Origin of the sequence: Paenibacillus alginolyticus DSM 5050 = NBRC 15375, from assembly GCF_000422905.1 — a bacterium.
Taxonomy (GTDB): domain Bacteria; phylum Bacillota; class Bacilli; order Paenibacillales; family NBRC-103111; genus Paenibacillus_E; species Paenibacillus_E alginolyticus.
On the sequence record NZ_AUGY01000021.1, the window covers coordinates 61,774 to 88,125 of the forward strand.

25 protein-coding genes are annotated in these 26,352 nt (G+C 45.8%); 10 read left to right on the plus strand and 15 right to left on the minus strand.

Annotated elements, in window-relative coordinates; all coding sequences use genetic code 11:
• Positions 1 to 32: 32 nt before the first annotated feature.
• From G519_RS0111610 to G519_RS0111630, 5 genes are all read right to left on the minus strand, one after another.
• Positions 33 to 1,019: an ABC transporter permease gene (locus tag G519_RS0111610; protein WP_029194825.1), complete on the minus strand. Its 987-nt coding sequence runs from the start codon at positions 1,017 to 1,019 to the stop codon at positions 33 to 35.
• Position 1,020: 1 nt separating this feature from the next.
• Positions 1,021 to 2,529 carry a sugar ABC transporter ATP-binding protein gene (locus G519_RS0111615; protein ID WP_029194826.1) on the minus strand — a complete coding sequence of 503 codons (1,509 nt, stop codon included), beginning with the start codon at positions 2,527 to 2,529 and terminating at the stop codon, positions 1,021 to 1,023.
• Positions 2,530 to 2,598: 69 nt separating this feature from the next.
• Complete coding sequence (locus G519_RS0111620; protein WP_029194827.1) at positions 2,599 to 3,693, minus strand: sugar ABC transporter substrate-binding protein; 1,095 nt, start codon at positions 3,691 to 3,693, stop codon at positions 2,599 to 2,601.
• A 152-nt stretch (positions 3,694 to 3,845) separates the two neighbouring features.
• Positions 3,846 to 4,493 (minus strand): ribonuclease H, encoded by a 648-nt coding sequence (gene rnhA, locus G519_RS0111625; protein ID WP_029194828.1) that lies wholly within the window; start codon positions 4,491 to 4,493, stop codon positions 3,846 to 3,848.
• A gap of 1 nt (position 4,494) precedes the next feature.
• The gene (locus G519_RS0111630) at positions 4,495 to 4,992 is read right to left on the minus strand and encodes a hypothetical protein (protein ID WP_029194829.1); all 498 of its coding nucleotides are present in this window, start codon (positions 4,990 to 4,992) and stop codon (positions 4,495 to 4,497) included.
• A gap of 160 nt (positions 4,993 to 5,152) precedes the next feature.
• Here G519_RS0111630 and G519_RS0111635 point away from each other — a divergent pair, with 160 nt between their 5' ends.
• Positions 5,153 to 5,392: an alpha/beta-type small acid-soluble spore protein gene (locus G519_RS0111635; protein WP_029194830.1), complete on the plus strand. Its 240-nt coding sequence runs from the start codon at positions 5,153 to 5,155 to the stop codon at positions 5,390 to 5,392.
• 544 nt (positions 5,393 to 5,936) lie between these two features.
• Here G519_RS0111635 and G519_RS0111640 read toward each other — a convergent pair.
• The 6 genes from G519_RS0111640 to G519_RS0111665 all read right to left on the minus strand — a co-directional run bounded on the left by G519_RS0111640 (position 5,937) and on the right by G519_RS0111665 (position 12,339).
• The gene (locus G519_RS0111640; RefSeq protein ID WP_029194831.1) at positions 5,937 to 7,097 is read right to left on the minus strand and encodes a trans-sulfuration enzyme family protein; all 1,161 of its coding nucleotides are present in this window, start codon (positions 7,095 to 7,097) and stop codon (positions 5,937 to 5,939) included.
• A 31-nt stretch (positions 7,098 to 7,128) separates the two neighbouring features.
• Positions 7,129 to 7,962, minus strand: a complete 834-nt coding sequence (locus tag G519_RS0111645; protein WP_029194832.1) for a carbohydrate ABC transporter permease — start codon at positions 7,960 to 7,962, stop codon at positions 7,129 to 7,131.
• Between the two features lie 2 nt (positions 7,963 to 7,964).
• Positions 7,965 to 8,846, minus strand: a complete 882-nt coding sequence (locus G519_RS0111650) for a carbohydrate ABC transporter permease (protein ID WP_029194833.1) — start codon at positions 8,844 to 8,846, stop codon at positions 7,965 to 7,967.
• A 69-nt stretch (positions 8,847 to 8,915) separates the two neighbouring features.
• Positions 8,916 to 10,271, minus strand: a complete 1,356-nt coding sequence (locus G519_RS0111655) for an ABC transporter substrate-binding protein (RefSeq protein WP_244280092.1) — start codon at positions 10,269 to 10,271, stop codon at positions 8,916 to 8,918.
• A 118-nt stretch (positions 10,272 to 10,389) separates the two neighbouring features.
• Positions 10,390 to 11,067, minus strand: coding sequence for a FadR/GntR family transcriptional regulator (locus G519_RS0111660; protein WP_029194835.1), 678 nt, complete (start codon positions 11,065 to 11,067; stop codon positions 10,390 to 10,392).
• Positions 11,068 to 11,340: 273 nt separating this feature from the next.
• Positions 11,341 to 12,339: an ABC transporter substrate-binding protein gene (locus G519_RS0111665; protein WP_029194836.1), complete on the minus strand. Its 999-nt coding sequence runs from the start codon at positions 12,337 to 12,339 to the stop codon at positions 11,341 to 11,343.
• 262 nt (positions 12,340 to 12,601) lie between these two features.
• Here G519_RS0111665 and G519_RS0111670 point away from each other — a divergent pair, with 262 nt between their 5' ends.
• From G519_RS0111670 to G519_RS0111680, 3 genes are read left to right on the plus strand one after another with little or no spacing between them, the layout of a single operon-like run.
• Positions 12,602 to 13,543 carry a FecCD family ABC transporter permease gene (locus G519_RS0111670; protein ID WP_174806648.1) on the plus strand — a complete coding sequence of 314 codons (942 nt, stop codon included), beginning with the start codon at positions 12,602 to 12,604 and terminating at the stop codon, positions 13,541 to 13,543.
• Positions 13,540 to 14,589, plus strand: a complete 1,050-nt coding sequence (locus G519_RS0111675; RefSeq protein ID WP_029194838.1) for a FecCD family ABC transporter permease — start codon at positions 13,540 to 13,542, stop codon at positions 14,587 to 14,589. Before G519_RS0111670 ends, G519_RS0111675 begins: the two co-directional genes overlap by 4 nt.
• A gap of 31 nt (positions 14,590 to 14,620) precedes the next feature.
• On the plus strand, positions 14,621 to 15,433 hold the full coding sequence (locus G519_RS0111680; protein WP_029194839.1) for an ABC transporter ATP-binding protein: 813 nt from the start codon (positions 14,621 to 14,623) through the stop codon (positions 15,431 to 15,433).
• A 56-nt stretch (positions 15,434 to 15,489) separates the two neighbouring features.
• Here the strand turns inward: G519_RS0111680 and G519_RS0111685 are convergent, their stop codons facing one another.
• Complete coding sequence (locus tag G519_RS0111685; protein WP_029194840.1) at positions 15,490 to 15,858, minus strand: hypothetical protein; 369 nt, start codon at positions 15,856 to 15,858, stop codon at positions 15,490 to 15,492.
• Between the two features lie 283 nt (positions 15,859 to 16,141).
• On the opposite strand from G519_RS0111685, the gene G519_RS0111690 reads away from it, so the two are divergent.
• A complete protein-coding gene (locus G519_RS0111690; RefSeq protein ID WP_029194841.1) occupies positions 16,142 to 17,401 on the plus strand; it encodes a methyl-accepting chemotaxis protein in 1,260 nt (419 codons plus the stop codon).
• Between the two features lie 56 nt (positions 17,402 to 17,457).
• Here the strand turns inward: G519_RS0111690 and G519_RS0111695 are convergent, their stop codons facing one another.
• Positions 17,458 to 19,266: a M3 family oligoendopeptidase gene (locus tag G519_RS0111695; protein WP_036632741.1), complete on the minus strand. Its 1,809-nt coding sequence runs from the start codon at positions 19,264 to 19,266 to the stop codon at positions 17,458 to 17,460.
• 155 nt (positions 19,267 to 19,421) lie between these two features.
• Between G519_RS0111695 and G519_RS48910 the strand changes: the two genes are divergently transcribed.
• From G519_RS48910 to G519_RS0111705, 3 genes are read left to right on the plus strand one after another with little or no spacing between them, the layout of a single operon-like run.
• Positions 19,422 to 19,586 (plus strand): YycC family protein, encoded by a 165-nt coding sequence (locus G519_RS48910; RefSeq protein ID WP_082562639.1) that lies wholly within the window; start codon positions 19,422 to 19,424, stop codon positions 19,584 to 19,586.
• Between the two features lie 3 nt (positions 19,587 to 19,589).
• Complete coding sequence (locus G519_RS52110) at positions 19,590 to 19,823, plus strand: hypothetical protein (protein WP_084160131.1); 234 nt, start codon at positions 19,590 to 19,592, stop codon at positions 19,821 to 19,823.
• A gap of 38 nt (positions 19,824 to 19,861) precedes the next feature.
• Positions 19,862 to 20,971 (plus strand): diguanylate cyclase, encoded by a 1,110-nt coding sequence (locus G519_RS0111705; RefSeq protein ID WP_029194843.1) that lies wholly within the window; start codon positions 19,862 to 19,864, stop codon positions 20,969 to 20,971.
• Positions 20,972 to 21,039: 68 nt separating this feature from the next.
• On the opposite strand, the gene G519_RS0111710 is transcribed toward G519_RS0111705, so the two are convergent.
• Both G519_RS0111710 and G519_RS0111715 read right to left on the minus strand, forming a co-directional pair.
• Positions 21,040 to 21,744 (minus strand): DUF2225 domain-containing protein, encoded by a 705-nt coding sequence (locus tag G519_RS0111710; protein WP_036632715.1) that lies wholly within the window; start codon positions 21,742 to 21,744, stop codon positions 21,040 to 21,042.
• A 42-nt stretch (positions 21,745 to 21,786) separates the two neighbouring features.
• Positions 21,787 to 22,179, minus strand: a complete 393-nt coding sequence (locus G519_RS0111715) for a globin domain-containing protein (RefSeq protein ID WP_029194845.1) — start codon at positions 22,177 to 22,179, stop codon at positions 21,787 to 21,789.
• Between the two features lie 280 nt (positions 22,180 to 22,459).
• Between G519_RS0111715 and ylbJ the strand changes: the two genes are divergently transcribed.
• Together ylbJ and glgP are read left to right on the plus strand one after the other, a co-directional pair.
• Positions 22,460 to 23,698 carry a sporulation integral membrane protein YlbJ gene (ylbJ, locus tag G519_RS0111725; RefSeq protein WP_029194846.1) on the plus strand — a complete coding sequence of 413 codons (1,239 nt, stop codon included), beginning with the start codon at positions 22,460 to 22,462 and terminating at the stop codon, positions 23,696 to 23,698.
• 1 nt (position 23,699) lies between these two features.
• Positions 23,700 to 26,300, plus strand: coding sequence for an alpha-glucan family phosphorylase (gene glgP / locus G519_RS0111730; RefSeq protein ID WP_244280093.1), 2,601 nt, complete (start codon positions 23,700 to 23,702; stop codon positions 26,298 to 26,300).
• Positions 26,301 to 26,352: the final 52 nt, after the last annotated feature.

Consider the following 26,352-nt stretch of genomic DNA (forward strand, 5'->3'; position numbering starts at 1 on the left):
TAACGCGTCAATGTAACGACAAACTTTCCATTTTAGGCTTTGCGACGATTCAAATGAACGAAAGTAATGGCCAAAGCCAGCACCAGCACTCCGCCTTTGACAATATCAAATCCGAAATAAGGCACATTCAACATCGTAAGTCCATTGAGCAATACGCCAATCAATACAGCGCCAAAGAAAGTCCCTATGACATTAGGTTTCCCTGCACCTAGTACAGAATACCCGACGAACACCGAGGCAACAGCTTCCATCAGAAGTGGAGCACCGGCATCAATCTGTCCTGAACCGACACGAGATGCATATAGAATACCTCCGAATGCTGCGAAAATACCGGACAGCACATAGGCCGCTAAACGAATTTTGTTAACAGAAATTCCAGAGAGACGTGCTGCCTCCCGATTTCCCCCCGTTATGTAAAGCTGGCGCCCCCAGCGGGTGTACGTCAGAAAAACATGCACAGCGATAACAGCCAGAATCATAAGAATAACAGGCACAGGTATGCCAAGAAGCTTGCCTTGACCGATCCAGAGAAATTCCGGCGTAAACTTCCCTTTGGCCACCGTGCCGTCTTGGAATCTCATATTATTATAGATGGAAAAGCCTTTCGTATACGTTTTTTGCACGCCGCCGATGATGTACATCACCGCTAAAGTAGCAAGTAAATCCGGAATACGAATTTTGACGATGAGCCATGAATTTATAAGACCAATGACTGCTCCTATTACTAGAGGAACGATGATGACCAGAATGAGCGGCTGTTGGTACCATACCATCAAAGCCGCCGCGGCCACCGTTGATAATGAAACCGTCGAACCCACGGATAGATCAAAACCGTCTACAATCTGCGATAACGTGACCCCAATAGCGACAAACATCACAATCGAAATCGACCTTAGAATGTCTGCGATATTGTCATACGTCATAAAATTCTCATTGATGATCGAAAAGACGATAACCACCAACGCAATAATGAACAAAGCGCCGTATTTAAACGTAAAATCTAAACTTCTTTCCTTCATGCTATTCAGCCTCCCCCGCACTCGCATACGTTAAAATGAGATCCTGCGTCGCTTCCGCGCGGGAGAGCTCCTTCACCACAGAACCATAGCTCATTACTAAAATGCGATCGGCAATTCCTATAATTTCATTCAGCTCACAGGATAAATAAATAATGCCTTTACCTTCCGATGCCAATTGACCGATCAAGCGGAAAATATCGCTTTTCGCGCCAACATCGACCCCCTTGGTCGGCTCATCAAACATGTAGACATCGGCATTCGTCGGCAGCCATTTGCCCACGGCCACCTTCTGCTGGTTGCCGCCGCTTAGATGCTTCACCACGCGATTCGGATCGCTGGGCTGCACGCCCAGCTGCTCCACCATCTTCGCCGCGTGCGCACTCTCTGCGCCGCGCTGCACGAAGCCCAGCGAGCTGAGCTTGCGCAATATCGGAAGCGACAGATTGTGCTTCACGGTCTCCTCCACGAGGACGCCCTGCTTGCGGCGCTCCTCGGGCACGAGCGCGATGCCGGCGCGCACGGCATCCTCCGGCTGGCGCAGCGCGAGCTTGCGCCCGGCGAGCCACACCTCGCCGCCGTCCGCGGCGTCGGCGCCGAAGATCAGCCGGCTCAGCTCCGTCTTGCCAGCGCCGACCAACCCCACGACGCCGAGGATTTCACCTCGGCGGAGGGCAAAGCTAACGCCGCGCACCTTGGTGCCGCGGCGCAGCCCTTTCACCTCGAGGAGGGTATCGCCGATAGGAACATCGGCTTTGGGGAACTCCTCGGTGAAGGTCTTGCCCAGCATCGCCTCAATAACTCCGGCGATGTCCATGTCTGCGGCCGCCTGCGTGAGCACGTGGCGGCCGTCGCGCATGATCGTGATCCGGTCAGCGACTCGGAACACTTCTTGCAAGCGGTGGGAGATGAAAATAATTCCCACCCCTTCGCGCTTCAGGCTGTCCATGATCTGGAACAGCCGCTCTGACTCCTCCAGACTAAGCGGTGCTGTCGGCTCGTCGAAAATGATGATCTTGGCCTTGTGCGCCATCGCTCTTGCGATAAGGACTAGCTGCTTCTGGGAGATGCTCAGCTCGTCCACTTTGCTGCGGATAGAGAACGCAGCCCCGATCTTGGCTAGAATCGCTTCGGCTTCCCGATGCAGCTTTCTCCAGCTGACCCAGGCCCCGCCTTGAACCATTTTATCCATCATGACATTTTCGGTTACCGTAAGCCCAGCTACTAAAGCTGTATCAACTTCTTGATAGACGCAATAGATGCCTTGGTTCATTGCTTCCTTAGGGGTCTGTATGTGGAGAGACTGGCCATTTATCGAAATTTGACCGGTATCATGGGTATAAGCGCCGGATAAAATCTTCATCAAGGTACTTTTCCCAGCACCGTTAGCCCCGAGCAAGGCATGAATTTCTTTGTTTTGCAGGTCAAAATCAACCTCCTGCAGCGCCTTCACACCGGGGAACGATTTGGAGATGCCTCTCATTTGCAGCAAAGATCCGTTGTCTACCGACATCTTCATTCACCTCTCATCTCAATCTGAAAGTCCCATCGCATAATGACGATGGGACCGCATTGGATAACTTTATTTTTTTTCTGCAGCTTTCAACCAGTCTGTATAGCCTTGTTGGCTTCCGCCCCAGCCTTTGACGTATTCGCTAAGCTGCGTTGTATTGACTTGCTTGTCCTTCGGCAATTGGTCTCTGGATACATAAACAGGCTCCAATACCACTTTCTCTGGCGTTTGATCACCATGCAGCTTTTGATACAAGTAACGCACTTGTACTCGACCGATATCCTTCGGATCTACAGCAGCTGATGCCACCCATGGGCTTTTTGGATCTTGCAGCAATTGCAAGTCTTCATCACTTAAGTCAATCCCGTATACTTTAATTTCTGTACGGCCTGCTTGTTGAATCGCACGGGACGCGCCTTTCGCGAACTCATCCCAAGCTGTCCATACCGCCGTGATATCACCTTTGTTCGGGTATTTCTTCAGAATCGCTTCCATTTGCGTTTGTGTATCTAACGCAGGATCTTTGGCTGTACCGAATGCAGCGACTTCTTTAATGTCTGGATATTTCTTTTGGAAAGCTTGGTAAGCGAGTTGTCTGCGTTCCATCGGTGCAAAGCCGGCTACCCATACTTTCACGATATTCCCTTTACCTCCGGCATCCTTAGCAAGCTGCTCTAGCGTGGCTTCTGCCATCTTCTGATCGCCTTGCTCTAAGGACGTAACGCCCGGAACAGAAAGAATCGAATCGAAACTTACGACTGGAATTTTCTTTTCTAGTGCTTTCTTCACGCCTGCTTCCAACGCTTCCGCTGTTCCGTGATCGATGAGAATACCATCGAATTTCTGATTAATCGCTGCATCCAGATTGGACGACATTTTCGCCAGATCCGTATCAGCCACGAATACCGTTACTTTACCGCCAAGCTTCTCTACTTGTTCCTTCACACCTTCTACATACTGAGATGAAAATGTACCTGTATTGAATTGCATCACGAGTGCAATTTTCTTTCCGCTTAAATCTGCCGCTTTAGCTGCATCCGTTGCCTTCGCACTTGCTGCAGGTGTTGCCGAAGCGCTGCTGCTCTCTTTTTGTCCGCAGGCTGCAAGCAAGCTTCCTACTAATGCCAAGATGATGAATAAACCGCCTAATTTCGTTCTTTTCATGAGTTACCCTCCCGATCTAATGCTTTCTCTATCTCCTATCAACTCTATCAAAAGTTATGCCGAGTAATTTAATAGGAATTACTGTATATTAGCATTGGGAGGATTTCCCGTCAATACATTTGAAGATATTTTCTCTTAAATTTCGACTTTTCTCATTTTCTTCCGAAATCAGCCTTGATTTCTCCCCACTTCCGCGTATCCCATTTCACAATTTTATTGGAATAGGTGTTCGTTTTGAGCCATTTCAGCGCCCGATCCACTAATGTCCAAATTTCTTCTGTGGAAGCATCCCTAACTAGGTTAGTGGAAACCTCCTTCTTACGTATCCAGCTCAAAGCTGTAACCGAATCGGTGTAAATCGTTTTATTACTCCCTTGCTTCTGCAAATAAGCGAGCCCGTGAACGATAGCTAGAAACTCACCTAAATTATTAGTCCCTTTGGAAATAGGGCCTTGATAGAATATAATCTCGCCCGTTTTCGTGTCGACACCTTTGTATTCAACAATACCTGGGTTCCCAGAACAGCCAACATCGACAGAGATACTGTTGTAATCAACTTCCGGAGCTGTCTCAGGGGTAGCAGACTTCCCCTTAGCTGTCGCGGATGCCCCCCCATTTCCAGAAAAATTCAGCGACTTCTGCCACCCTTTTTCCAGTGCCTGACGTGCTTCCAGCTCTGATTCATACGATTTAAACCTAGCTTGCGGATACCCTTTGGTCTGCGCCTGACAATCAGCCCACGTACGGTAGATTCCTGGTTGATGCCCCACCCAAACCACATAATATTTCACTGCTGCCATCTTATTCACTCCGTAATTGTTGATGTATTTGATTTACAAGATCTTCCACAACTTTCACTGTATCACCGAAATAAGGCCGATAGTCCAAATCTTTAATAAACGCAAGATAAGCTTCGCCTATCGCCAAAACCTTCTCGCTGTACTCCAAGCTAGGAATCATGTGCGTTTCAAGTTCGCGGTACGTGCCATTAGAGCGCTCTTCAACAGATGCAAGTTCCACTTGTTCATCCGCCAAATGACGGACAACGAACGAAAAACCTCTACACTCCGGATCTCCGCAGCCGCATACAAAGAACGGCATTCGCTCCCATTGATCCGCTGGCGCAAAACGATTCGGCGCGGTATCACGCAAGGCACTGTACAAGAACGCCGGAAGCCCTACATCTACACAGAGAGGCTCTTCAATTATGATACTATCGTCCACCGCCATGAGGACATCTGCCTGAATAATTTGTAAATCCTTATCTAGGGACCAGCCCTTTATGGATATATCAAACATAACTCCTGCCTCCGCTCTCCCATTTATTCGGTTTTCTCATTATAGCAAAGACTGTGCATTCCTGCTTTTAAGGTTTTTTATTATGGTTAAAATTTCCAATTTAGGTTATGAGTATAATTTCTAAAAAAGATTATACTACCATTACTGGAGGTGATATCAGATGGCATCAGGACAATCTCGTAGCAGCAACCAACTAGTTGTTCCACAAGCTACACAAGCTCTAGACCAATTAAAATATGAAGTTGCTCAAGAATTGGGCATCCAAATTCCTCAAGACGGTTACTACGGCTACATGGCTTCTCGTGATACAGGAGCAATCGGTGGTAACATCACTCGTCGTCTCGTGCAAATTGCTGAACAGCAACTTGCTGGCGGCGCAGCCGGTAAATTCAGCAGATAACAGTTTCCCCTATACTTACGTTTAATAAGGGCTTTCTTTTAAGTAGCAACCTACTTGGAAGAAGCCCTTCTAAGCTTTGATAGGGTAGATTGGGCTATTGCGCATACCAATGTTGTTTTTGCTACAACAATTCACACGCCTAAAGGCTATTTTGCAGCTTGAAGTTGTAGTTCGTACAACATTTCGAGCCCATTTCCTGCGAAATCGCCTTTAAGGGGCTCAATTGCTGTACATTATGCAACAACAGAGGGAGAGAGGCAGGATCTGGGCAGTAATTGTTGCACTTTTTACAACATCATTCAAAAGAGAATATAGATTCATTCACCAATCATTCAATTTCCCCTTACAAACAAATACAAACAAAACACCAGAATTCATAGTCAATTACAGAATAATTCACACTTATCCCCAATCTAACTTAGCCTGGCAAATCCGCAGCCAAATATAAACAAGGCCCATGCACAATGCATAGGCCTCTTACTGAGCCGTATTTACGAATTGTCGCATACGGCTCCTCCGAGCTTATCCCCTCGGGGGATAATGTTCATAGTAGCGTAACCGCAGCCGCATCGTCTAGATCCCGAATCAAATCCTGCGGATCCTCAAGACCCACGTAAAGGCGGACAATATGCCGTACGGTATCTCCGCTCTGCACCACATTTACGTTGACTAGACTTTCAAATCCGCCCCAGCTAACGCCAATTTTGAAATACTGGAGCTTTGTCGCCCAAGCCTTCAGCTTCTCCAACGGTTCTAACGATTCGAACGAGAATAAGCTGCTGAACCCCTTTAGCTGCTTAAGCGCTAACTCATGTTGCGGATGCATAGGGAGCCCCGGATGATGAACATGAACGGCGTAAGGTTGGTGACTAATATGCTCGGCAACGAGCATTCCACTGCGCTGATGGCGTTCCATTCTAAGCGGAAGTGTCCGCAATCCACGCATCACTAACGCTGCTGTTTGTGGTGTCATGATCCCACCGAACAGCATGTACTCCGAATTGCTAAGTCGAGTCATAAGTTCCATTGAACCGATGACAACCCCGCCCAAGCAATCACTATGCCCGGATATATATTTTGTTATAGAATGGACAACCAGATTAATCCCCAACGAAATAGGCAATAGATGACATGGTGTGGACCATGTGTTGTCGATAATCGTCTTAATCCCCTTACTCGCGGCAAGCTGAGCACACGCACGTAAGTCTTGAAGCTCGAACGTCATCGTTGTCGGACTTTCCAGATACATCAATTTCGTATTAGGTCTGATGGCTTCTTCCCAATTGCTGAGTGCAGTCCCGTCTACGAAAGTCGTCTCGATACCGAATTTGACCAGGTATGATCCAAGAAACTCACGTGTCGGACCGTAAGCATGATTCACGCAGACAATATGATCGCCTTGTTGGACAATAGAAAGAACTGCCGCTGTGATGGCAGCCATCCCTGAAGCGAAGCACTTCGCGTCTTCGCCGCCCTCCATTTCGGCAAGCCTCTCCTCGAGATTGCGAACGGTCGGATTATTGCCGCGCGAATAGACGTGATGCCCTAATACATTTTGCATAGCCAGATCGAATTGCTCGTGAGTTTCGAAGGCGAATAAACTGTTTTGATAGACGGGGACGTTAATCGCCCCATGGTGTCGAGTATCGTACGGGTCATGTGCCGCTTTGGTATAAAGCGAATCCCCCGACTGATCTTTATTCATAGATGTTTCTCTCCGATCCGAAATTTACTGCTTAGCCTTTCACTGCGCCTTGCGTGAGGCCTTCTACGATAAAACGCTGCGCGAACGCGAACAGAAAGACGGTTGGAATGACGGACAATACGGTGCCTGCCGACATGGCGCCCCAATCGACGTCATATTTGAGAATAAGCGAATTCAATGCCACAGGCATCGTCTTAAGTGTGTCGTGATCAATGAACATGACCGCCATAAACAACTCGTTCCAGTTCTGCACGAATGCGAAAATAAAAGTCGACGCGATCCCCGGCATCATAATGGGCACGATAATCCGGACCAGAGCTACAAGCCGCGAGCAACCATCGATCATCGCCGCCTCTTCTAGACTGGCAGGTATGCGTTGAAAGAAACCCCGTAAAATAATGGTTGAGAATGGAATTAAACCTACCGTGTACATGAGTACGAGCGCGATTCTGGAATTAATTAAATCCAATTGCGTCATCATGAGGTACAAGGGACCAAGTGAAATAAAACCTGGCAGCATCTGTGTCGCGAAAAATGCCAACATAATTTGCCGGTGTCCACGAAATTGAAAACGGGCAAGCACATAAGCGCTCAAAACGGAAATCACAATAACAATAAGTGCGGATGAGATAGCTACCAACAAGCTGTTGCCGATGTAGATATGAAATTTGGATATTTTAAAAATGTTGACATAATTATCGAACGTAATATTCGTCGGCCAATATTTAAGCGGATATGTGAAAATTTCGTTCTGAGGCTTTAATGAAGTAATCAAAATCCAATATAGCGGGAAGACCATGATCACTAAATGAAGCGCTAGAAAAAACACTTTGAATGGACCTATGAATGGTAAGCGCGTCTTCATGGTTAGAAATCCCCCGTTTTCTCAGATTTGGTAACCGCTAAATAAAATATCGTATACAACAGCAAAAGCACGATCATGACAACCCCGATTGCGGATGCCGCGCCGTAATCCCCGGCGTAAATGATTTTATCCAGCATTAACGAAGATAAAATATGCGTACTTCCTGCTGGTCCACCGTTCGTCATGCCGTAGATGATCGTAGGATCGTTAAAGATCCAGATGACCCGAAGGAGTGTAGTCGTAATGATCGTCGGTAAAATGTAGGGCAGCGTAACACTAAGCAGCTTGCGTGCCTCACTCGCTCCGTCCATCTCGGCAGCTTCGTACAGCTCGGAAGGTACGGATTGCAGCGCTGCGAGCAGCATAATCGCGAAAAATGCGATGCCGTACCATACATTTGCAATAATGACGGAGATCATCGCCCATTTGGGATCCGATAAGAACCCGATCCGCGTTTCGATCAGACCTGTCTTGAGCAGAAGATCGTTGATGACACCGATTTGCGAGTTAAACATCCACTTCCAAATCATCCCAATCAAAAACCCCGAAAGCGCCCATGAGTAGAACACTAAACCTTGGTAAATCCCTCTACCCCGGAATTTTTTGTTCATCAACAGCGCAAGCGTCAGCCCGATGAGAAATTGAAATACTAAGGAAAAAAACACCCAGTACGCACTGTTCGTCATGGCAGTCAGAAACTTCGGATCCTTGAATGCGTCCTGAAAATTTTGTAGACCGACAAAATGAACATTCCTAAGATCGAAAAGCTTATATTCTTGAAACGCCATGATGCCGCCCTTTAAGAACGGATAATACGTGAAAATAAGGACCAGTAATAGAGCGGGGAGCAAACCAAATAAGATGAACGGCTGCCGACTCTTCATTAGATGCACCACCTCATATAGAAAAATGGTAATGGGCAGCGAATCGCCACCCATTACGAAGGTTAAACGCTATTTTTTCTTCGACTTTTGGTCCATCCAATAAGCGTCCCATTTCTTCAGAACGTCGTCGATCGTGAATTTACCGAGCAAATACGCTTGGCCACTCTCCATGCTTGCTTGATTCCATTGACCCGTACCCGGATATTGGAACGGCGGCTTGTAGTTCATGAATACGTCCGGCTTGTTGGACATATCCAGCAACGTTTTGTAAGGACCTGTTTTGAAGTACTCGTCATTTGCTGCTGTGGTATGAATCGGTACTAAACCGTACTTTTTGCCAAACTCAGTATTCTGCTGCGGATTAGACAAGAAAGCGATCAGCTTGAAGGCAGCTTCTTTGTTCTTGGATTGGGATGCGATACCCCAGCCAGCTCCTCCTGCTTGAATGAGAGCCTTGCCGCTTGGTCCTGTTGGCATTGGTGCCGTCGCCCATTGTTCCGGCTTCATTTTCTCCTGGATCGTTTGAATGACGTCCGGATCTTGCAGCAGCATGCCGGTTACACCTGAGGTGAACGCTTGTACCTGCTCTTGGAAGCCCCAGTTAACAGCATCCGAAGGTGAAGCTTCTTTATAAATCTTCATATATAATTCAATAGCTTGCTTAGCTTCTGGTGAAGAGTAAATCGTATTTCCGCTCTTTAAGAATTGCGCATCTTCCAAATTCACTTGATCCCCGTTATAAGCGAGTACCATCTGGTCGGTGATGCCTGCAGAACCCATACCGCCTCGGAACGAGAACCCGTAACGGTTCTTAGCTGCGTCGGTTAGCTTCTTGCCCGTTTCATATAGTTCTTGGTAAGAAACCGGCGGCTTCAAGCCTTTTTCCTCGAACCAGTCTTTGCGGTAAAACAATTGACGTTGGTACAAGCCGTTCGGAATGAAGTAGAGTTTATTGTTATTCGTTGCGATCGACTTGGCCACAGCTGTTACTGTACCGAAGTCTTTCCAAGTACTGGTGTAAGTATCGAGCGGCTCAATGTAACCGTTGTTCACATACTCCGCGATGTTCAAATCCCTTACCTCTAGAACGTCCAGTTCTTGTTTAGCTGCAAGCATAGTTCTAATCTTATTATCCGCTTGATCGAACGGAGGCGAGATAAGATCGACTTTAATGTTCGGGTTCTCTTTCTCGAATTGGGAAATCATCGCTTTGAGAATGTCGGTCCGTTTCGGGCTCGTCAAGCTCTCGATCATATGAACGGTAACCGCTTTCCCCGAACTCGCTCCTGCACCCGCTTGATCGCTATTGCCTTTCGCATCATTTTTTGCCGTGTCCGTATTGCTGCCGCATGCTGCGAGCAACCCCACTAGCATCGTAGATGCAACTACTGTTGGCCATACTTTACGCATTTGTTTTCCCCACATAAGAAGATACCCCTCCTCGGTTGCGATTCGTTTATGATGTATCATCCAGTCATCCTGTCTGATAGGTTGATCATAATTGATACCGCTTTCTCCGTCAAGTAAAAAATCGACAAATTTTTCAATAGGTTTTTATCAGCTTCTCGATAATATCCATCATTTGATGAAACTCGCCTGTCGCTCTTTCTGGATCCTGCTGGGCAATCCCCTCATAAATCGTATGATGGAATGGATAGGTCTCGTCAAATAAGCGCTTCTCTCCAAGCGGATCGTTGAAAAACTTTTGATAAAGGCCGCTCATGGAGTTTATGACGCTTTCCAGGATCGGATTCCCTGAAGATTTAATAATGTGTTGGTGAAAAGCAAGGTCGATTTGCGAGGTATCTTTTCCGCTATCTTTCAACTTTTTATATTCTTGTAAGATTTTTTCCAACTCTTTCAATTGATTCGCATTGATATTGCGTGCAGATAGCTCCACCGCTTTGCCCTCGAGTGCCCGACGCACATCCAGAATGGAAAGTAAGAACTTCTTCTCATTCTCCACCTTCACTTTGCCTGTGAAACGAAACGTATCAACATCGCGTACAAAAATACCTTTGCCGTTCTCTACACGAACAATATCAACGGCTTCCAAATAACGCAGTGCTTCCCTTAAGGATGAACGGCCAACACCAAACATTGCTGTCAGTTCTCCGGCGGAAGGCAGCTTGTCTCCCTCTTTCAAAGCATTTTCCTCAATGTATCGTTGAATTTCTTGTGCTACTAGTTCATGAACATTGTATTTCTGAATTTTCGGCATCGACTTTTCCCCTTATCTTCGAACCTGTGTACCTATCAGACAGGTGAATCATAGTATGAATTATATGAAGTTGTCAAGCCAAACGAACGAAGTTTTCACCTTTGGATATGTAAATTCGTGCGGTGTCGGGCTCACAAAATGAGGGGTATCCTCTCGGTCACTCCAGTATGAAATTCGTTCTGAATACCGATTCGAATATCTCAGAAGGTCAATTGGCCAAAAAGGGGCTGTCCTCAAGTAGATTTTATCTACTTTTGGGACAGCCCCTTCATTTTAAGGCTTCACTTGATATAGGTTATACAAATCATCCAGCATGATGTTAGCCGCTTTGACACCGCCGGCTGTATTCCAAGTCGCATCATTCACTTTGATTAGCTTATTTTCTTTAACCACTTTAAGATTTTTCCAGAGCGGGTCATTCATCCATTCCTGCTCTTGCTTAGTCCCTTTGCCATCCCCGGTCTCATACGTAAAATAAAACACTTTGTCCGCAGCATCAAGCTCCGTTAGACGCTCCTTGGTAATGTCCTCGAATGATTTCTCATCACTCTTAGCATCCGAACGAACGATACCGATTTGTTTAAAAATAACACCCGTGAACATATTGCCGTAATAGAATCTGGTTTTGCCACCCATAAAACGAACGACAGCCACTTTCTCTTTCAGCTTATCGCCTGCTTTGCTTTTGAAATCCTCAATGCGTTTATCGAAAGCTGCGATAATTTTATCGCCTTCGGCTTTCTTATTTAACGTATCAGCATATAAGCTGAAGTTACTTTTCCACTCACCGCGCAGCGTCTCCGAGTAGACCGTTGGAGCAATGGCTTTTAATTGATCGTAGACTTTCTCATGACGCATCTTATTGCCAATGATTAAATCAGGTTTAAGCGATGCGATCAACTCCAAATTCGGTTGTGCTTCACCGCCAACTGTCGTCACACCCTGCATATCTGCTTTAATATGATCAAACCATGGGCTTCCATAATAAGATTCAACGGCGCCTACCGGTTTGATGCCTAATGCAAGAAGTGCTTCCGTTCCTTCATTGGTCAAAATGACGACACGCTTTGGATTCGCCGGTACGACCGTTTCTCCCATGGCATGTTTAATGGTTCGAGGACTATCCGCTTTCTCTGATGCCTCAGGTGCTGCTGATGCTGAAGGCTGTGAACCTTGCTTTTCTCCACATGCCGTCAAAACAACGGACAAAATAAACACAAGTGCAATAAGAGCCCAAGCTCTTCCTTGTTGACGATTTCTTTTTCCAAACATATAAATGAGTTCCCTCCACCAGTCAATTACTGATAACGATTATCATTATCTATCACATCGTACTAAATTTATCACCTGCCTGTCAATCTACATTGATAATGATTATCATATTCATTGACTTCGCTAGTCAGACTCATTAAAATAAATGAAGCAGGATTTAAGGAAGCAGGCACTCATTCATGAACAATTCGATCTATTCAAGCAAACAACGTCTCCACCATTTCTATAAAAGTATTGGATTACTTGCTGCTTGCTGGCTGCAATGATGCTCAGCAGCGTCATGTTCGGACTACATACATACTCATGGGACCAAATTATGAGCTCTTTTTCTCATACCGCCCAATCAACAAACGAAGCTATCATCATTCAAACGGTCCGCATCCCAAGAGCTCTAATAGCTGCACTAGTCGGAGGAAGCTTGGCTGTTGCAGGCGCACTTATGCAAGCTATTACAAGAAATCCGCTGGCTTCCCCAAGTATGTTCGGCATTAATTCAGGCGCTGCGTTTGCCATCGTGTTGTCTGTTGGTTTTTTTAATGTTTCCAGCCTCACTCAGTTTACTTGGATTGCATTTCTTGGTGCTGCATTCAGCTCAGCTCTTGTTTATGGACTCGGTTCCTTGGGCCGGGACGGCTTAACGCCTATGAAAATTACGCTAGCAGGCTCAGCATTGACGGCATTTTTCGCTTCGTTAACCCAAGGCATTTTGCTTGGAAACGGTAAAGCGTTTGACCAAGTCTTATACTGGCTTGTCGGATCTGTTGAAGGACGGACTTTGGCCATGCTCCAATCCGTTTACCCTTATATCCTAATCGCCTGGATTGGCGCCCTATTCTTATCGCCGCACATCAACATATTATCTATGGGGGATGATGTAGCCAAAGGGCTTGGACAACGAACCGTATACGTGAAATTCATTGCTGCAGTTGTGATTGTCATTCTTGCCGGAGGTTCTGTTGCTGTTGCGGGACCGATTGTTTTCGTAGGCATCATCATTCCGCATATCGTTCGCTTTCTTGTTGGAATCGATTATCGCTGGGTTATTCCATATTGTGCGGTTCTAGGCGGCATTCTTTTAGTTGGAGCTGACATTATCGCTCGTTTCATTGTTATGCCTAAGGAAGTTCATGTCGGGGTAGCGACAGCCATTCTCGGAGTTCCCTTCTTCATCTATATCGCTCGCAAAGGGGGACTTCTGAAATGAGTCATTCCCATCGTTATGTCGCCATTCGACAAAAACGCTTCTCTTATCTGATCAGTAAGAAATCTCTGATTGTTTCTCTTTTTCTGCTCCTTGCGGTCATCATCGTGATGATTCTGAGTACAGGAATAGGAAGCATCTATATCCGACCCGCTGAAGTCGTTCGCGCTGTTTTTGGTTACGGGACTGATCCAAACACGATGATCGTCAGGACTTTGCGTCTGCCAAGAGTCATTGTAGCTGTCTTAATAGGTGCATCTCTAGGAGTAGCCGGAGCCATCCTGCAGGGTATTGTACGAAATCCGCTAACCTCGCCGGATACGATTGGCACAACGGGCGGAGCTACGCTTGGAGCTGTTTCTTTTTTCTTTTTTTTCTCGGATAAAATCAGTATTCACTGGCTGCCAGTTGCCGCTATTATTGGCGCTTTCGCCGCTACATTACTGGTCTATTCACTATCATGGAAAAATGGGATCACGCCTCTGCGGCTTGTCCTGATTGGGACGGGACTAACCGCTGCGATGAGCGCATTGTCTTATCTCATGCTGCTTTCCGGACCGATTATTCTGGCTAATCAATCTCTCACCTTTATGACAGGCAGTATTTACGGAGTTTCCTGGAAAAAAGCGGTTTACCCGCTCTTGCCGTGGGTCTTGCTGTTAATTCCCATTATTTTCTTGTATGCGCGGCACATTACGATACAATCCTTGGGTGAGGATATCGCACGTAGTGTTGGGAGCAACGTTGGGCGTCAACGCTTCTTATTGATCATCCTTAGCGTAGCCTTATCCGGAGCTGCAGTTGCCTTCGGAGGTGCGATCAATTTCATTGGTCTTATGGCGCCGCACATTTCCCGTAAGCTCGTAGGTCCTAGCTTCGGCGCGCTAATCCCTGTTTCCGCTTTGACAGGCTCCCTGCTTTTGCTATTAGCTGATTTAGCAGGTCGCTTCTTATTCAAACCGCTCGATATTCCAGCAGGTGTATTCACAGCAGCTATCGGCGCCCCTATCTTCATCTATGTGCTATATCGCAGTAGAAATCGCGGTTAACAACTGCGGTTTACTTAAAGGAGACAGATCAATGCCCACTCTAGAAAATGCACTGGAAGCACAATCGCTTCAGTTAACATACGGAGAGACAACCATCTTCCATAGCTTGAATTTACAAATACCAAAAGGCAAAATCACCGTGTTTATCGGCAGCAATGGCTGTGGGAAATCTACACTTCTACGTTCCCTTGCTAGACTGCTGAAGCCGAAATCTGGCGCCATTCTTCTGGATAGCACGGAAATCGCCAAACTCTCAACCAAAGAGGTAGCCCGGCGAATGGCCATCCTTCCACAAGGACCTTCCGCGCCAGAAGGGCTTACTGTACGTCAGCTCGTAAAACAAGGACGCTATCCTTATCAAAGTTGGCTGCAGCAGTGGTCATCGGAAGATGAGAGCAAAGTCATGCAGGCGCTTCAGCTTACGAATATGCTCACATACGCGGATCGCAGTGTGGATTCCTTATCTGGCGGGCAGCGCCAAAGAGCATGGATTGCCATGACATTGGCGCAGGACACCCCTACTCTGCTCCTAGATGAGCCCACTACTTATCTGGACTTAACCCATCAGATTGAGGTACTGGACTTATTGTTCGAGCTGAATGAGAATGAACAACGCACGATCGTGATGGTCCTGCATGACATTAATCTTGCCTGTCGTTATGCCCATCACATCGTCGCCATTAAGGACAGTTCGGTTTATGCGGAAGGAACGCCGGAAGACATCGTGAATGAACAGCTGCTTCTCGATGTGTTCGATATGAAATGCAGCGTAGCGCCTGATCCTATCTTCCGTACACCCATGTGTATCCCTTACGGAAAGGGTCGGATTCTTTCCCATAAATAATAACAACCCCGGTTATCAATGTGACCGGGGTTGTTTGTGATAAAAGGGTATAAGTGCTAAATCGTTCTTGCAAAATTAGCCATGTTGTAATTGCTCTCAAACATAATACTAGCAGACACCATGTTTTGCCTAATGGTGAAATCAAACAAAATTTCTCCATGGGTCCAGCTTTTCTTCCGTTTCAGCGATTCAATGGCCATCTGCCGGAAGGATTGATACTGCAGCTCCGTCAAACCTTTGGTTGTGGTTGCAGGCAATACGCCGTCCTTACTTTCAAACGGAAGGTGCTTAATACCGAATTTACCAATTTCATTGTTGCGAATGTGAACAAAAACAGTACCGGAATTCACGTGGGATAATTCTTCTTTGATCTTTCTAAACACCATGTCGATTTGTCGAGCGAGTGGTATTTGATCCAAATTCATTACTTTCCTCCTTAAGTTTTATTTTTTTACTTATTATGTAATTTATGCGACTGTAGACCTATTATACTCACACCATTTACATAATTCAACAGTTTATTTACATTATTCACACAATTCTTACTATTTTTAATGCAATGTTAATATAACTCCCTTTTCCATTGTAAGAAACGAACGATATTTGTCGAAATGATGTAGAATATTTCCAGATTCAATGTTATAATTTGCAAACATACATCATGGATTCCAACACAAATAAACAAATTTCGCAGAGGAGTCGGTCGGATTGGATAAAGTATCATCCTTATCGTTCAGAAAGAAACTACAACTTGGTTGTTATGCATTGATTGGTTTGAACTCAATTTTCATGTTGATTGTTACTTTCGCCTCGGATTGGAATCACTTACTTGGCATCATATTTCTACTCATTATTCTAGGAGGCAGCTACCCGTTCATTCGATGGTTCGAGAATCAGTTAACGGAACCAATTGCCGATTTATCCCGAATAGCGCTCAACATTTCCAAAGGAGACTTCTCTCAAAAAGTAACCGTAACCTCAGATGACACACTTGGTCAGCTTGGCCAATCTTTTAACAAAATGATAGATAAACTCCGCGATATTCTTCGCGACACAGGTAACATCTCGAAGCAGGTTTTTCAAACAAGCCGCGATATATATGTTAAAAATGAAAGCTTCCGTACAGTCCTAGAACAAGTGAGCATTTCGGCCCACGAGCTCGCCTCAGGTGCCGGGCAAATTTCAGAAGAAGTTTCCGGTGTTTCAATCACTTCCAAAGATATTGAAGTGAGAATCGTCAACTATGCCGGATCTGCCAAAGAAATGAAAGACCGCTCTGATCAGATGATGACTCTTGTAGAAAAAGGACGCACGTCCGTTGAAAGCCAAGGCATCGGTATGAAACGAAATGTAGAAGTTACCCAGCAGGTGTCTGATACAATCGACATGCTGGCTCGTCAAGCTGAAGGCATCAGCAGTGTGACTCGTTCCATTTCCGAGATTGCTGAGCAAACGAACCTCTTGTCCCTCAACGCTTCCATCGAAGCTGCTAGAGCTGGCGAACATGGCCGAGGCTTTGCAGTCGTTGCGCAGGAAGTGCGCAAACTTGCTGAAGAGTCAACGTCTCTTACACGTGAAGTATTCGGTTTCGTGAAGAGCATCGAGCAAGGCATACAAGAAGCTATTCGCAGCATTCAAGTGAACGAAGATGTCGTGAAGAAGCAAACCGTGTTGATCGAGCAAACTGAAATTGTTTTCGCTGAGATTGTCGGAAGCGTAGGCTTTATTTCGGAAGAAATTACCCGCTTCGCAGAAGAAAGCGAGCAAATGCTGACAAGCTCCGAACAAATTGCTGCGGCAATGGAGAACATATCGGCGATCACGGAGGAATCTGCGGCTGGTACACAAGAAGTTTCCGCTTCTATGAATGAGCAGATCGCTACAGTACAAGGAATCGTCACTCAAGCCGAAGAAATGACGCGTGTAGTTACACAATTACAACAGACGATTCAAATCTTCAAATTATAAGCTTTACTTGCACAAAAAAGGCTTTCCCACTTCAATCATGGGAAAGCCTTTTTCGTTCACACTCGGACTTTAGCTTCTGTCAGTTCCATGAACTGCTTCACATCTTGAGCTGCCATATCAACTGCGCTTTGCCAGAAATCAGGCTCTGTCAGATCAACGCCAAGATGCTTCTGAGCAAGCTCCTCCACGTTCATGCTGCCTGTGTCTCTAAGCAAAGAGATATACTTATCTTCGAAGGCTGCACCTTCCTGCACCGCTCTCGCGTAAATACCTGCACTAAACAGGTAACCGAACGTGTAAGGGAAATTATAGAAAGGTACATCCGTCGCATAGAAATGCAGCTTAGCCGCCCAGAAATGCGGGTGATAGCTGCTCAAAGCATCTTTGTACGCAAGCTTCTGCGCATCCACCATGAGCTCGTTCAAGCGCTCAACGCTAACTAAACCTTGACTTCGCGCTTCGTAAAAGTTCGTCTCGAAGATGAATCTCGCGTGGATGTTCATGAAGAAAGCAATGGCGCGTTGGATTTTATCTTCGAGTAAAATGATACGTTCTTCATCTGTAGAAGCACTCTTCACAACTGCGTCCGCTACTATCATTTCAGCGAAGGTTGAGGCCGTCTCAGCGACGTTCATTGCATACTCCTGCGCTAACGCAGGCATATCCGTCATAACATGCTGATGGTAGCCGTGACCTAGCTCATGCGCTAATGTAGAAACATTGTTGAGCGTACCGCCGTAGGTCATGAAGATACGCGTCTCCCCCGCAATCGGGAAAGAAGTACAGAATCCCCCAGGACGCTTCCCTGCTCGATCCTCGGCTTCGATCCAACGCTTCTCAAAGGCTTCTTCCGAAAAGGCTGCCAGCTTGGGACTGAACCGTTTGAATTGATCGACAATCAGCGTAGCGCCTTCGTCATAAGAAATTTTCTTCGAGGAATCGCCCAGTGGCGCATCCACATCAACCCACGCCAACTTATCAACACCTAGCAGCTTCGCTTTACGGTTTAAATAGTCAACGAAAATATCTTTGTTGCGGTCGATCACTTCCCACATGACATTCAGCGTTTTCTCTTCCATGCGATTGATTGCAAGCGGCTCTTTATGTATGTTTTTCCAACCTCTGTATTTATAAACCTGAAGGCGGAAACCTGCCAAATGGTTTAATGCTTCGGCGCAATATTCCTCTTTATCTGTCCATGCTTGTTCCCATTTTTCAAACAGATCCAGTCGTTCTTCACGATTCTCCGTATGGAGTTTATTGAATGCTTGACCGGCAGATAGCTCTACCATTTCACCGTCAACCTCCACAGGCATGCGGAATTGACCAACGGTCGTATTATACAGATCTCCCCACCCATGATAGCCATCTACGGCCAAATCATTAATCAGAGCTTCCTGCTCAGGCGGCAGCTTCTCCTGGGCCAAAGCACGCCGCTCGTGAAGCGAAAAAGCTATGGCTTTGAACGGCTCTTTCTGCAGGAGAGCTGACCATACATCATCTTGGATTCCCGTCAATACTTGATCAAAATGGGTGAGCGACGACAGATGCTCTGCATACAAGCTTTTGACCTGTCCGCTAAGTACAGGCGCCTTCTTATCCTTTTGATTATCCGCCAGCAAGCAGCTTACAAAAGAATCCGCCTCATGGATATGCTTCAAATTATGCTGAAGCAATTCGATCAGTCTTACTAACGAAGCCGCGTCTTCTAACTGCTCTGGTGAAGGGGTATTTCGTACTTGTTCTTGAAAAGCAGCAATCGATGCTTGAAGCTCCTTCAGATGAGTTGCGAATGCAGGAGACTCGCTTCCCCCAGGAAAAAAGGTTTCTAAATTCCATGTTTGATTAAGAGGTAAATTAAGCAAAGCTATCACCTTTCCTTTCCATCTTTTATTAAATCATAAACGCCACCTGATCGCCAATCATACTCATCTTGCTCATTGCTTATAGGTAAAAAGTATGATTCAATTATAGGTAGTTCCAACACTATATATTCGGAACAGGATGGGTGATTTCAACTATGAAACCGTTACAAATTTCTCCAGAAACGGCCGTTAAGCTGGCTGAACAGCTTAAGGTGCCTTTAGAACATCTCATGCATATGCCACAACATATTTTACTGCAAAAATTAGCGGAGCTCGCTAAAGCTTCCTCTACGGAAAATAGCGATCCAGAATCGAAGTAAGCTTTGATCCCTTTCGCTAATACTTGGCCTTATGACATTATTATGAAGGACATTTATGTGGCTGAGTGTCCCTTTTGCCATAGCCCCAATGTGCTGCTGCCGCTCAAAATCCACGAACTGACATCTATTCACGAAGGAAAAAAGAAGCTGTTAGTGTTTCCTTGCTGCCATAATAAGCTAACGCTCGTTGACACAGATCGCGATTATTTATTGGCGGACACCGTAATACGCAAATGAATCGTAGCTTCCAAGCGCAAGGAGTATAAAGAATCCCTATGAATGAGTACCTCGTTCCTTTGACAAGCGCATGTACGTTAGTTACGTTAAATTACATGGCAATGAAAGTTCGCAGCAAGATGCTTATCGATTCTTATGAGCACCTGCTAGCCCCATTGCTCACTGGACTAGCCAGCATCCTTATGATGCTGGTACCCCTGCCAGAGCTTTTTGGTCTGGTTGATTTACGTTCGGTCCCCATCTTTATGGCCGGTTTGCGTTATGGACTACCTGTTGCCCTGCTATCGACAGTATTACCCTCGGGCCTTACCCTCTTCACGCAAGATAGCCAAGCCTGGTTCATCATCGTACAAGAACTTATTGCCCCAGCACTGATAAGCTCCATCTTTCACAACAAAGAATACCGCAGTGGTTTCTTGGACATACCTATTCGACATGGGCTCCAAATATGTTCATTCGTCTTCCTCCTTCGCCTACTGATACATGAGCTACTAGAGAGTAACCTATCCTGGCTATACGCCTTAGATCAGTTGTTTATGCTGGCTATCATGTCAGCTGCTTTCATCATCATTATCGTCATGGTCAATGATGAGAATAAAAGTTGGCGACTGCAGCGCCAGTTAGAGCTTCAAGCCAATCAAGACAGCTTAACCAAACTGCCGAATCTGCGCAGCTTTATGCCGATCGCCAGCAATGCGCTTCACAAACGCAGAGTATCCATCATGATGATTGATTTAGATAATTTCAAGCAATACAACGATCAGTTTGGACATTTGGAAGGTGATCAGCTGCTTCGCGAGATCAGCAGTGCTTTACGAAACCATATCCATGAACAGGATTACTTGGCCAGATACGGGGGGGAAGAATTTATTCTTCTCAGCTCAGAAATTGATCCACTGCGGCTAAGCAAATATGCAGAACGGCTATGCTCCATTGTCGCTGATACGTTCCACCAAAAAAATTTTACGGATTTTACTCCAATTACAATCTCAATAGGAATTTCAACCGCGGAAGAACCTCAGGTGGAATTGAGACGAATCATCTCTGAAGCGGATCATGCGCTTTATGAATCCAAACATCACGGTAAAAACCGTTCTACCCTTTACAAACATGTGCAATTAACAAATGAGAAAAAAATGAACGCTTAACCATTCATGGGATTGAAATCAACTCCCAGAATAGATAAGCGTTCATTTGATTTATACGACAATACTCATTATGTAGCTTGTTTCATTTCGTCTGGAAGTTCCATACGAATGGCAAGCATATCTTCACGGGTTGCTATCCATTGTTCACGACTTGCTCTAATCATACCAGCATCCATAATCTTGCGATCATTAATGATGCGTGAAAACCATTTGACGGCCTCATTAAAGCGGCTTAATCTGCGATTCAGCTCTCCAATCAAGTACATGAGTCGTGCATTATTGAGATCCAAACCTTCTGTTTCATAAACACTGACATAAGCTTCCAAAGCAAACGTTAGGAAACGCTCCTCCTGCTCCCAATCTCCTTTGGACCGATACAACCATGCCAAATGGTGTAGAAGACCTGCTACAACTCGCGATTTCTCATCTCTAATCTGTGCACTGAGAAGGGCCAATTTGTAGCTCAGAAGCGTATCTTCCCAAGTTCTTTCTCCGCAATAATTGCGCATGGACCAGTTTTGAGCCACTCGCTCGTAGAACACTTCCCTCTGCGCGGGTTTCCATTTATCCGAAAAGTTCTCCGTATGTGCATACCCGCAAAAAGGACAGACCCTCACGACGTAGAAGTCGGGATTGATATCTTTATAATGAACGCAGAAATCCGTATCTGTTTTACTAGCTTTTTTGAAGCTTGGGCGAACCTTCATCGTTTTGTAGGAATTCTCGCAATATGTGCACTTCACTGCTATTTCATATAAAGGTTCGACCAACATTGAAACCCCGCCTTCACTAATGTTGTATGTAGGAAAGAAGAACTATTCTTCTTCTGATGTGTTAATAAAATGATAGGCAGAGCCTTTCAGCCGCTCAAGTAAAAAATCCCGCAAATCAGCCGGTAGTCCTACTTCCACCATGGCTTCCGCCATACAGCCTAACCATGCATCTGCACGTTCTACTGTAATAGGAAATGCCATGTGTCTAGCTCTCATCATCGGATGTCCATGCCTATCTGAATACAAGGATGGACCACCAAAAAACTGACTTAAAAACATGAACTGTTTTTCTATAACGGGTTCTATATCGGAAGGGAACAGAGGCGATAGTAGTGGATTTTGCTGAACTTTTGGATAAAAGGCTTCCACGAGACGGCGTACCGTCTCCGCTCCCCCCATCAATTCGTACAACGTGCTGCGATCACTTTCTGACATTAGGGTAAACCTCGCTATTCGTCTTGCTTTAATAGTTTTCTAAATCCTCATCCCCTGCATGCATGAGCGTTTCTCGAATGACAAATACGAACATACATACAACCAAACCAGCAATGACACCTGTCATTTGAATCACTCCCGCTGCCTAGGATATAAGACTTTACTAGTTCTATTTTACCATAAAACCGAGCTGTGAACAGTACCAAAGTCTAAATATTTTGGGACGGCATGTATGTCCCATCCTGTTCATATAGTTGAGTAGGAGGAGGTATCCAATCTCATGCAGAAACGAAATTTCACGGCTGCGTTACTCATGGCATTTGTTGTTGTTGCCATTATTCTATGCTTATTCGCATTCCCTCATGACGGTCTTCAAGCAGCCTTGCGCGGCGTTTCCATTTGGTGGGATGTGCTCTTTCCCGCACTGTTCCCTTTCTTCGTCATATCCGAAATTATGCTTGGCTTTGGTATCGTTCATTTCTTCGGTACGCTGCTCGATCCGATGATGCGTCCCGTCTTCCGTATCCCTGGTATCGGTGGCTTCGTCATGGCTATGGGTTTCGCTGCTGGTTATCCGGTCGGAGCTAAGCTGACCTCCCAACTCTGGGTGCAAAAGCTTGTCAACCGGGAGGAAGGTGAACGACTGGTTGCGTTCACAACAAGCTCCGACCCGATTTTCCTAATTGGAGCTGTTTCAATAGGCTTCTTCCACGATGCTTCTTTGGCTATGATCTTGGCTATTGCTCATTATGGAGGCTCGGTGCTTATAGGTTTAATGATGCGATTTCACGGCAGGAAGAGCCTACCTACAGAGAAGCAGACGATAAGCAAGGGCTGGGTCTGGAAGCGTGCTTTTAATGCCATGCACAGCGCTCGAATTAACGATGGCAGATCTATAGGCACACTTTTAAGTCAATCCATTCTACAGTCGCTCAGCTTGATTTTCGTAGTAGGTGGATTAGTTGTATTCTTCTCTGTTGTTTTGGAAGTCTTAACAGCAGCTAAGGTCATGAATGCAATCTATCTGCTCATCTCCTCCATTCTACAGAACACAGGGCTCCCCCATGAGTTATCACAAGCGGTTATGAATGGCTTGTTTGAGGTGACACTCGGGGCGAAGGCAGCCGGGAATGCTCCCGCTTCACTAGCGCTCTCCAGCAAAGTGGCTATCGGCGCTTTCATTTTGTCATGGGGCGGCATGTCCGTTCATGCTCAAATTGTTAGCCTATTAAGTCATACCAATCTGCGATACTTGCCATTTGTCACCGCTCGCTTCATCCATGCCTTACTCTCCGCTGCTATTGTTCTCGTTTTTTGGGAGCCTATGCAAATTTTTCGTGAATCCAAATCCGTTTTCTTACCTCAATATGATTCGGCTTCTCCAGTTCTTAGCTATCTAAGGCTAATGCTGCCAATTAGCGGAACGGTCTTCCTTGGTGCTTTTTCTGTCATTGCCGGACTCTTTGCTGCATATTCCTTACTTAAACTCGTGTATGAAAAGGTTGGTGGAACAAGATAATATGGGTAATCACGATCATGAGCATAAAGGGAGAGAACATCCAGATATGCAAGCAGCCTTCCCCCAAGTAACGAGACATTTGCCTCCTGCGATTGAGCGTTTGAATGAGTTATCATTCAACTTATGGTTCAGTTGGAACCATGACGCCTTGCAGCTTTTTGCACAGATGGATCCCGTAAAATGGGATCAATGTGGCCATAATCCTGTTCTTTTACTTCACTTGTTAGACAATTCACAGATTGAAGCCCTCAGTGGCAACCCAGATTTTGTAGCTTATTATCAACAAGTAATTGCCAAATTCGATGCTTATATGAATGGCGCCACTTGGTTTCAAGAGAAACATCCGGATCAAGGTTATGTAAAAATTGCGTACTTCTCCGCAGAGTTCGGTTTTCATGAATCTTTGCCGATTTATTCAGGTGGATTGGGAATCTTAGCCGGCGACCATGCGAAATCTGCAAGTGATTTGGGTATCCCTTTGATCGGTGTTGGACTTCTTTATAAAAAAGGTTATTTCACACAGAAAATCGATGCCTCCGGTGGTCAGCAAAGTGAATTGTACCCTTATGACTTCACTAAGCTCCCGATTGAACCTGTGCTGCAAAATGGCCAACAGCTTGCCGTATCCATTGATATGCCGGGCCGCGCCATCACCTTACAGGTTTGGCGTGTGCGTGTCGGCCGTAATTCGATCTATTTGCTGGATGCCGATCACGAAGCTAACAATCCAGCGGACAAAGAGCTGACGGCTCAGCTTTATGGAGGCAATCAAGATACGCGGATTGCTCAGGAAATGGTTCTTGGCATTGGAGGCGTTAAGGCGCTGCGGCTGCTTAACATCTACCCGAACGTGTACCATATCAACGAAGGCCATGCGGCTTTCCTCACGCTGGAGCGGTTGAAGGAGCTTCTGCATCTAGGTCTTCCCTTTCATGTGGCGGTCGAAACCGTTCGCTCAGCCACTGTATTTACGACCCATACGCCTGTACCTGCGGGGCATGACACATTCTCCATCGAGATGGTGGAACACTATCTCGGGCCTCTTCTAAGTGAGCTATCGCAGCACAAACAAGATATTGTGGCATTAGGGCTCGATCACCATACGGGTCAATTCAATATGACCCATTTGGCCATGAATACAGCTGGACTGCGCAATGGGGTCAGTAAGCTGCACGGTCAAGTATCCCGAGAAATGTTCAAAGAATTTCACGGTCATATCGATGCGAGCGAAGTTCCCATTAGCTCCATTACGAACGGTGTACACATGGATACATGGACAGCACCGCAATGGAAGGAACTGCTTGATCGTTTCCTACCCGGTTCATGGCGGGAAGAACAAGCCAATAAGCATCAGTGGGCGCAAATTGAGGTCATTCCAGACGAATCCATCTGGAAAGTCCATCAACAATTGAAAGAAGATTTAGTTCGATACGCTAGGCGGAATTTGCTCGAGCAGCGAAAGCGCAACGGAGAATCGGAAGAGCGCATCGAAGAAGTTAGACAATATTTGAACCCCAAGGCATTAACCATTGGATTTGCCAGAAGGTTTGCGACCTATAAGCGGGCTAATCTTATTTTTAATGATTTGTACCGGCTTAAGAAGATCATCAATGATTCCGAGAGACCCGTACAATTTATTTTTGCTGGCAAGGCTCACCCTGCCGATTACCCAGGTCAAGAGCTTATCCGTGAAATTTATCGCGTCTCACAAATGAAAGAATTCGTTGGGAAAATCGTTATTCTCGAAAACTATGACATGAATATGGCACGTTACCTCGTTCAAGGTGTAGACGTCTGGTTAAATAACCCCCGTAGACCCCTTGAAGCCAGTGGAACGAGCGGTCAAAAGGCAGCCATGAACGGGGTACTTAATTTTAGCGTACTCGATGGTTGGTGGGAGGAAGGCTACAACGGTGCGAACGGTTGGGCTATCGGATCCACAGGAGCAGCGGACTGGGCTGCACAAGAGAAAGAAAATACGCAAGCCATCTATCACATTTTAGAGAAAGAGATTATTCCGCTGTACTACAATCAAGGAGCACTCCCGCATCAATGGATCAGCCGTATGAAACGTTCTATCCAATCGCTTAGCCCTGTCTATAACACACATCGCATGGTGCAAGACTACACAGAGCTCACCTATTTGCCGACAGCTCAGCGAGCCCGACTGTTTGTTTCTAATCATTATGATGTTGCAACAAAAGTTGCCGATTACAAACAGTTCATCCGTTCGAACTGGTATCACGTGAAGATCATAGGCATCGATGACCGCTCTGCCAAATTATCAACGGAAGTGCCGTTAAACGAAATAAAACCATCAACGAAAGAAATTACGACACAAGTTCACTTCGGACCTATTTGGCCGCAAGATACGGCAGTAGAAGTCATTTATTACGAGGAAAATGGCGAAAAATGGGAGCAAAAAATCATTCCAATGGAACCTATTGGTGAACTGATTGAACAAATGCAGAGCTATAAAGCGACCATTCCAGCGCATCTCATTCATGGGCCTCACTTCTCTATTCGGGTGCGCCCCATCTCATCTAACTTCGCACATTCCTTTGAACTTTCCTTAGTAACCAGTACATTATCGTGGCAGTAAATACGTGAATTCCTAGATAAAGCCCCGTTTGGGGCTTTTCTTATTTTCTTTT

Coding starts and splice junctions, on each gene's coding strand:
- G519_RS0111710 (WP_036632715.1), bottom strand. CDS start 21,744: ATGTTGGTCGAACCTTTATATGAAATAGCAGTGAAGTGCACATATTGC.
- G519_RS0111635 (WP_029194830.1), top strand. CDS start 5,153: ATGGCATCAGGACAATCTCGTAGCAGCAACCAACTAGTTGTTCCACAA.
- G519_RS0111645 (WP_029194832.1), bottom strand. CDS start 7,962: ATGAAGACGCGCTTACCATTCATAGGTCCATTCAAAGTGTTTTTTCTA.
- glgP (WP_244280093.1), top strand. CDS start 23,700: ATGGGTAATCACGATCATGAGCATAAAGGGAGAGAACATCCAGATATG.
- G519_RS0111660 (WP_029194835.1), bottom strand. CDS start 11,067: ATGCCGAAAATTCAGAAATACAATGTTCATGAACTAGTAGCACAAGAA.
- G519_RS0111685 (WP_029194840.1), bottom strand. CDS start 15,858: ATGAATTTGGATCAAATACCACTCGCTCGACAAATCGACATGGTGTTT.
- G519_RS0111615 (WP_029194826.1), bottom strand. CDS start 2,529: ATGTCGGTAGACAACGGATCTTTGCTGCAAATGAGAGGCATCTCCAAA.
- G519_RS0111705 (WP_029194843.1), top strand. CDS start 19,862: ATGAATGAGTACCTCGTTCCTTTGACAAGCGCATGTACGTTAGTTACG.
- G519_RS0111630 (WP_029194829.1), bottom strand. CDS start 4,992: ATGTTTGATATATCCATAAAGGGCTGGTCCCTAGATAAGGATTTACAA.
- G519_RS0111665 (WP_029194836.1), bottom strand. CDS start 12,339: ATGTTTGGAAAAAGAAATCGTCAACAAGGAAGAGCTTGGGCTCTTATT.
- ylbJ (WP_029194846.1), top strand. CDS start 22,460: ATGCAGAAACGAAATTTCACGGCTGCGTTACTCATGGCATTTGTTGTT.
- G519_RS0111715 (WP_029194845.1), bottom strand. CDS start 22,179: ATGTCAGAAAGTGATCGCAGCACGTTGTACGAATTGATGGGGGGAGCG.
- G519_RS0111650 (WP_029194833.1), bottom strand. CDS start 8,846: ATGAAGAGTCGGCAGCCGTTCATCTTATTTGGTTTGCTCCCCGCTCTA.
- G519_RS48910 (WP_082562639.1), top strand. CDS start 19,422: ATGAAACCGTTACAAATTTCTCCAGAAACGGCCGTTAAGCTGGCTGAA.
- G519_RS0111670 (WP_174806648.1), top strand. CDS start 12,602: ATGATGCTCAGCAGCGTCATGTTCGGACTACATACATACTCATGGGAC.
- G519_RS0111620 (WP_029194827.1), bottom strand. CDS start 3,693: ATGAAAAGAACGAAATTAGGCGGTTTATTCATCATCTTGGCATTAGTA.
- G519_RS0111655 (WP_244280092.1), bottom strand. CDS start 10,271: ATGTGGGGAAAACAAATGCGTAAAGTATGGCCAACAGTAGTTGCATCT.
- G519_RS0111675 (WP_029194838.1), top strand. CDS start 13,540: ATGAGTCATTCCCATCGTTATGTCGCCATTCGACAAAAACGCTTCTCT.
- G519_RS0111610 (WP_029194825.1), bottom strand. CDS start 1,019: ATGAAGGAAAGAAGTTTAGATTTTACGTTTAAATACGGCGCTTTGTTC.
- G519_RS0111680 (WP_029194839.1), top strand. CDS start 14,621: ATGCCCACTCTAGAAAATGCACTGGAAGCACAATCGCTTCAGTTAACA.
- rnhA (WP_029194828.1), bottom strand. CDS start 4,493: ATGGCAGCAGTGAAATATTATGTGGTTTGGGTGGGGCATCAACCAGGA.
- G519_RS0111640 (WP_029194831.1), bottom strand. CDS start 7,097: ATGAATAAAGATCAGTCGGGGGATTCGCTTTATACCAAAGCGGCACAT.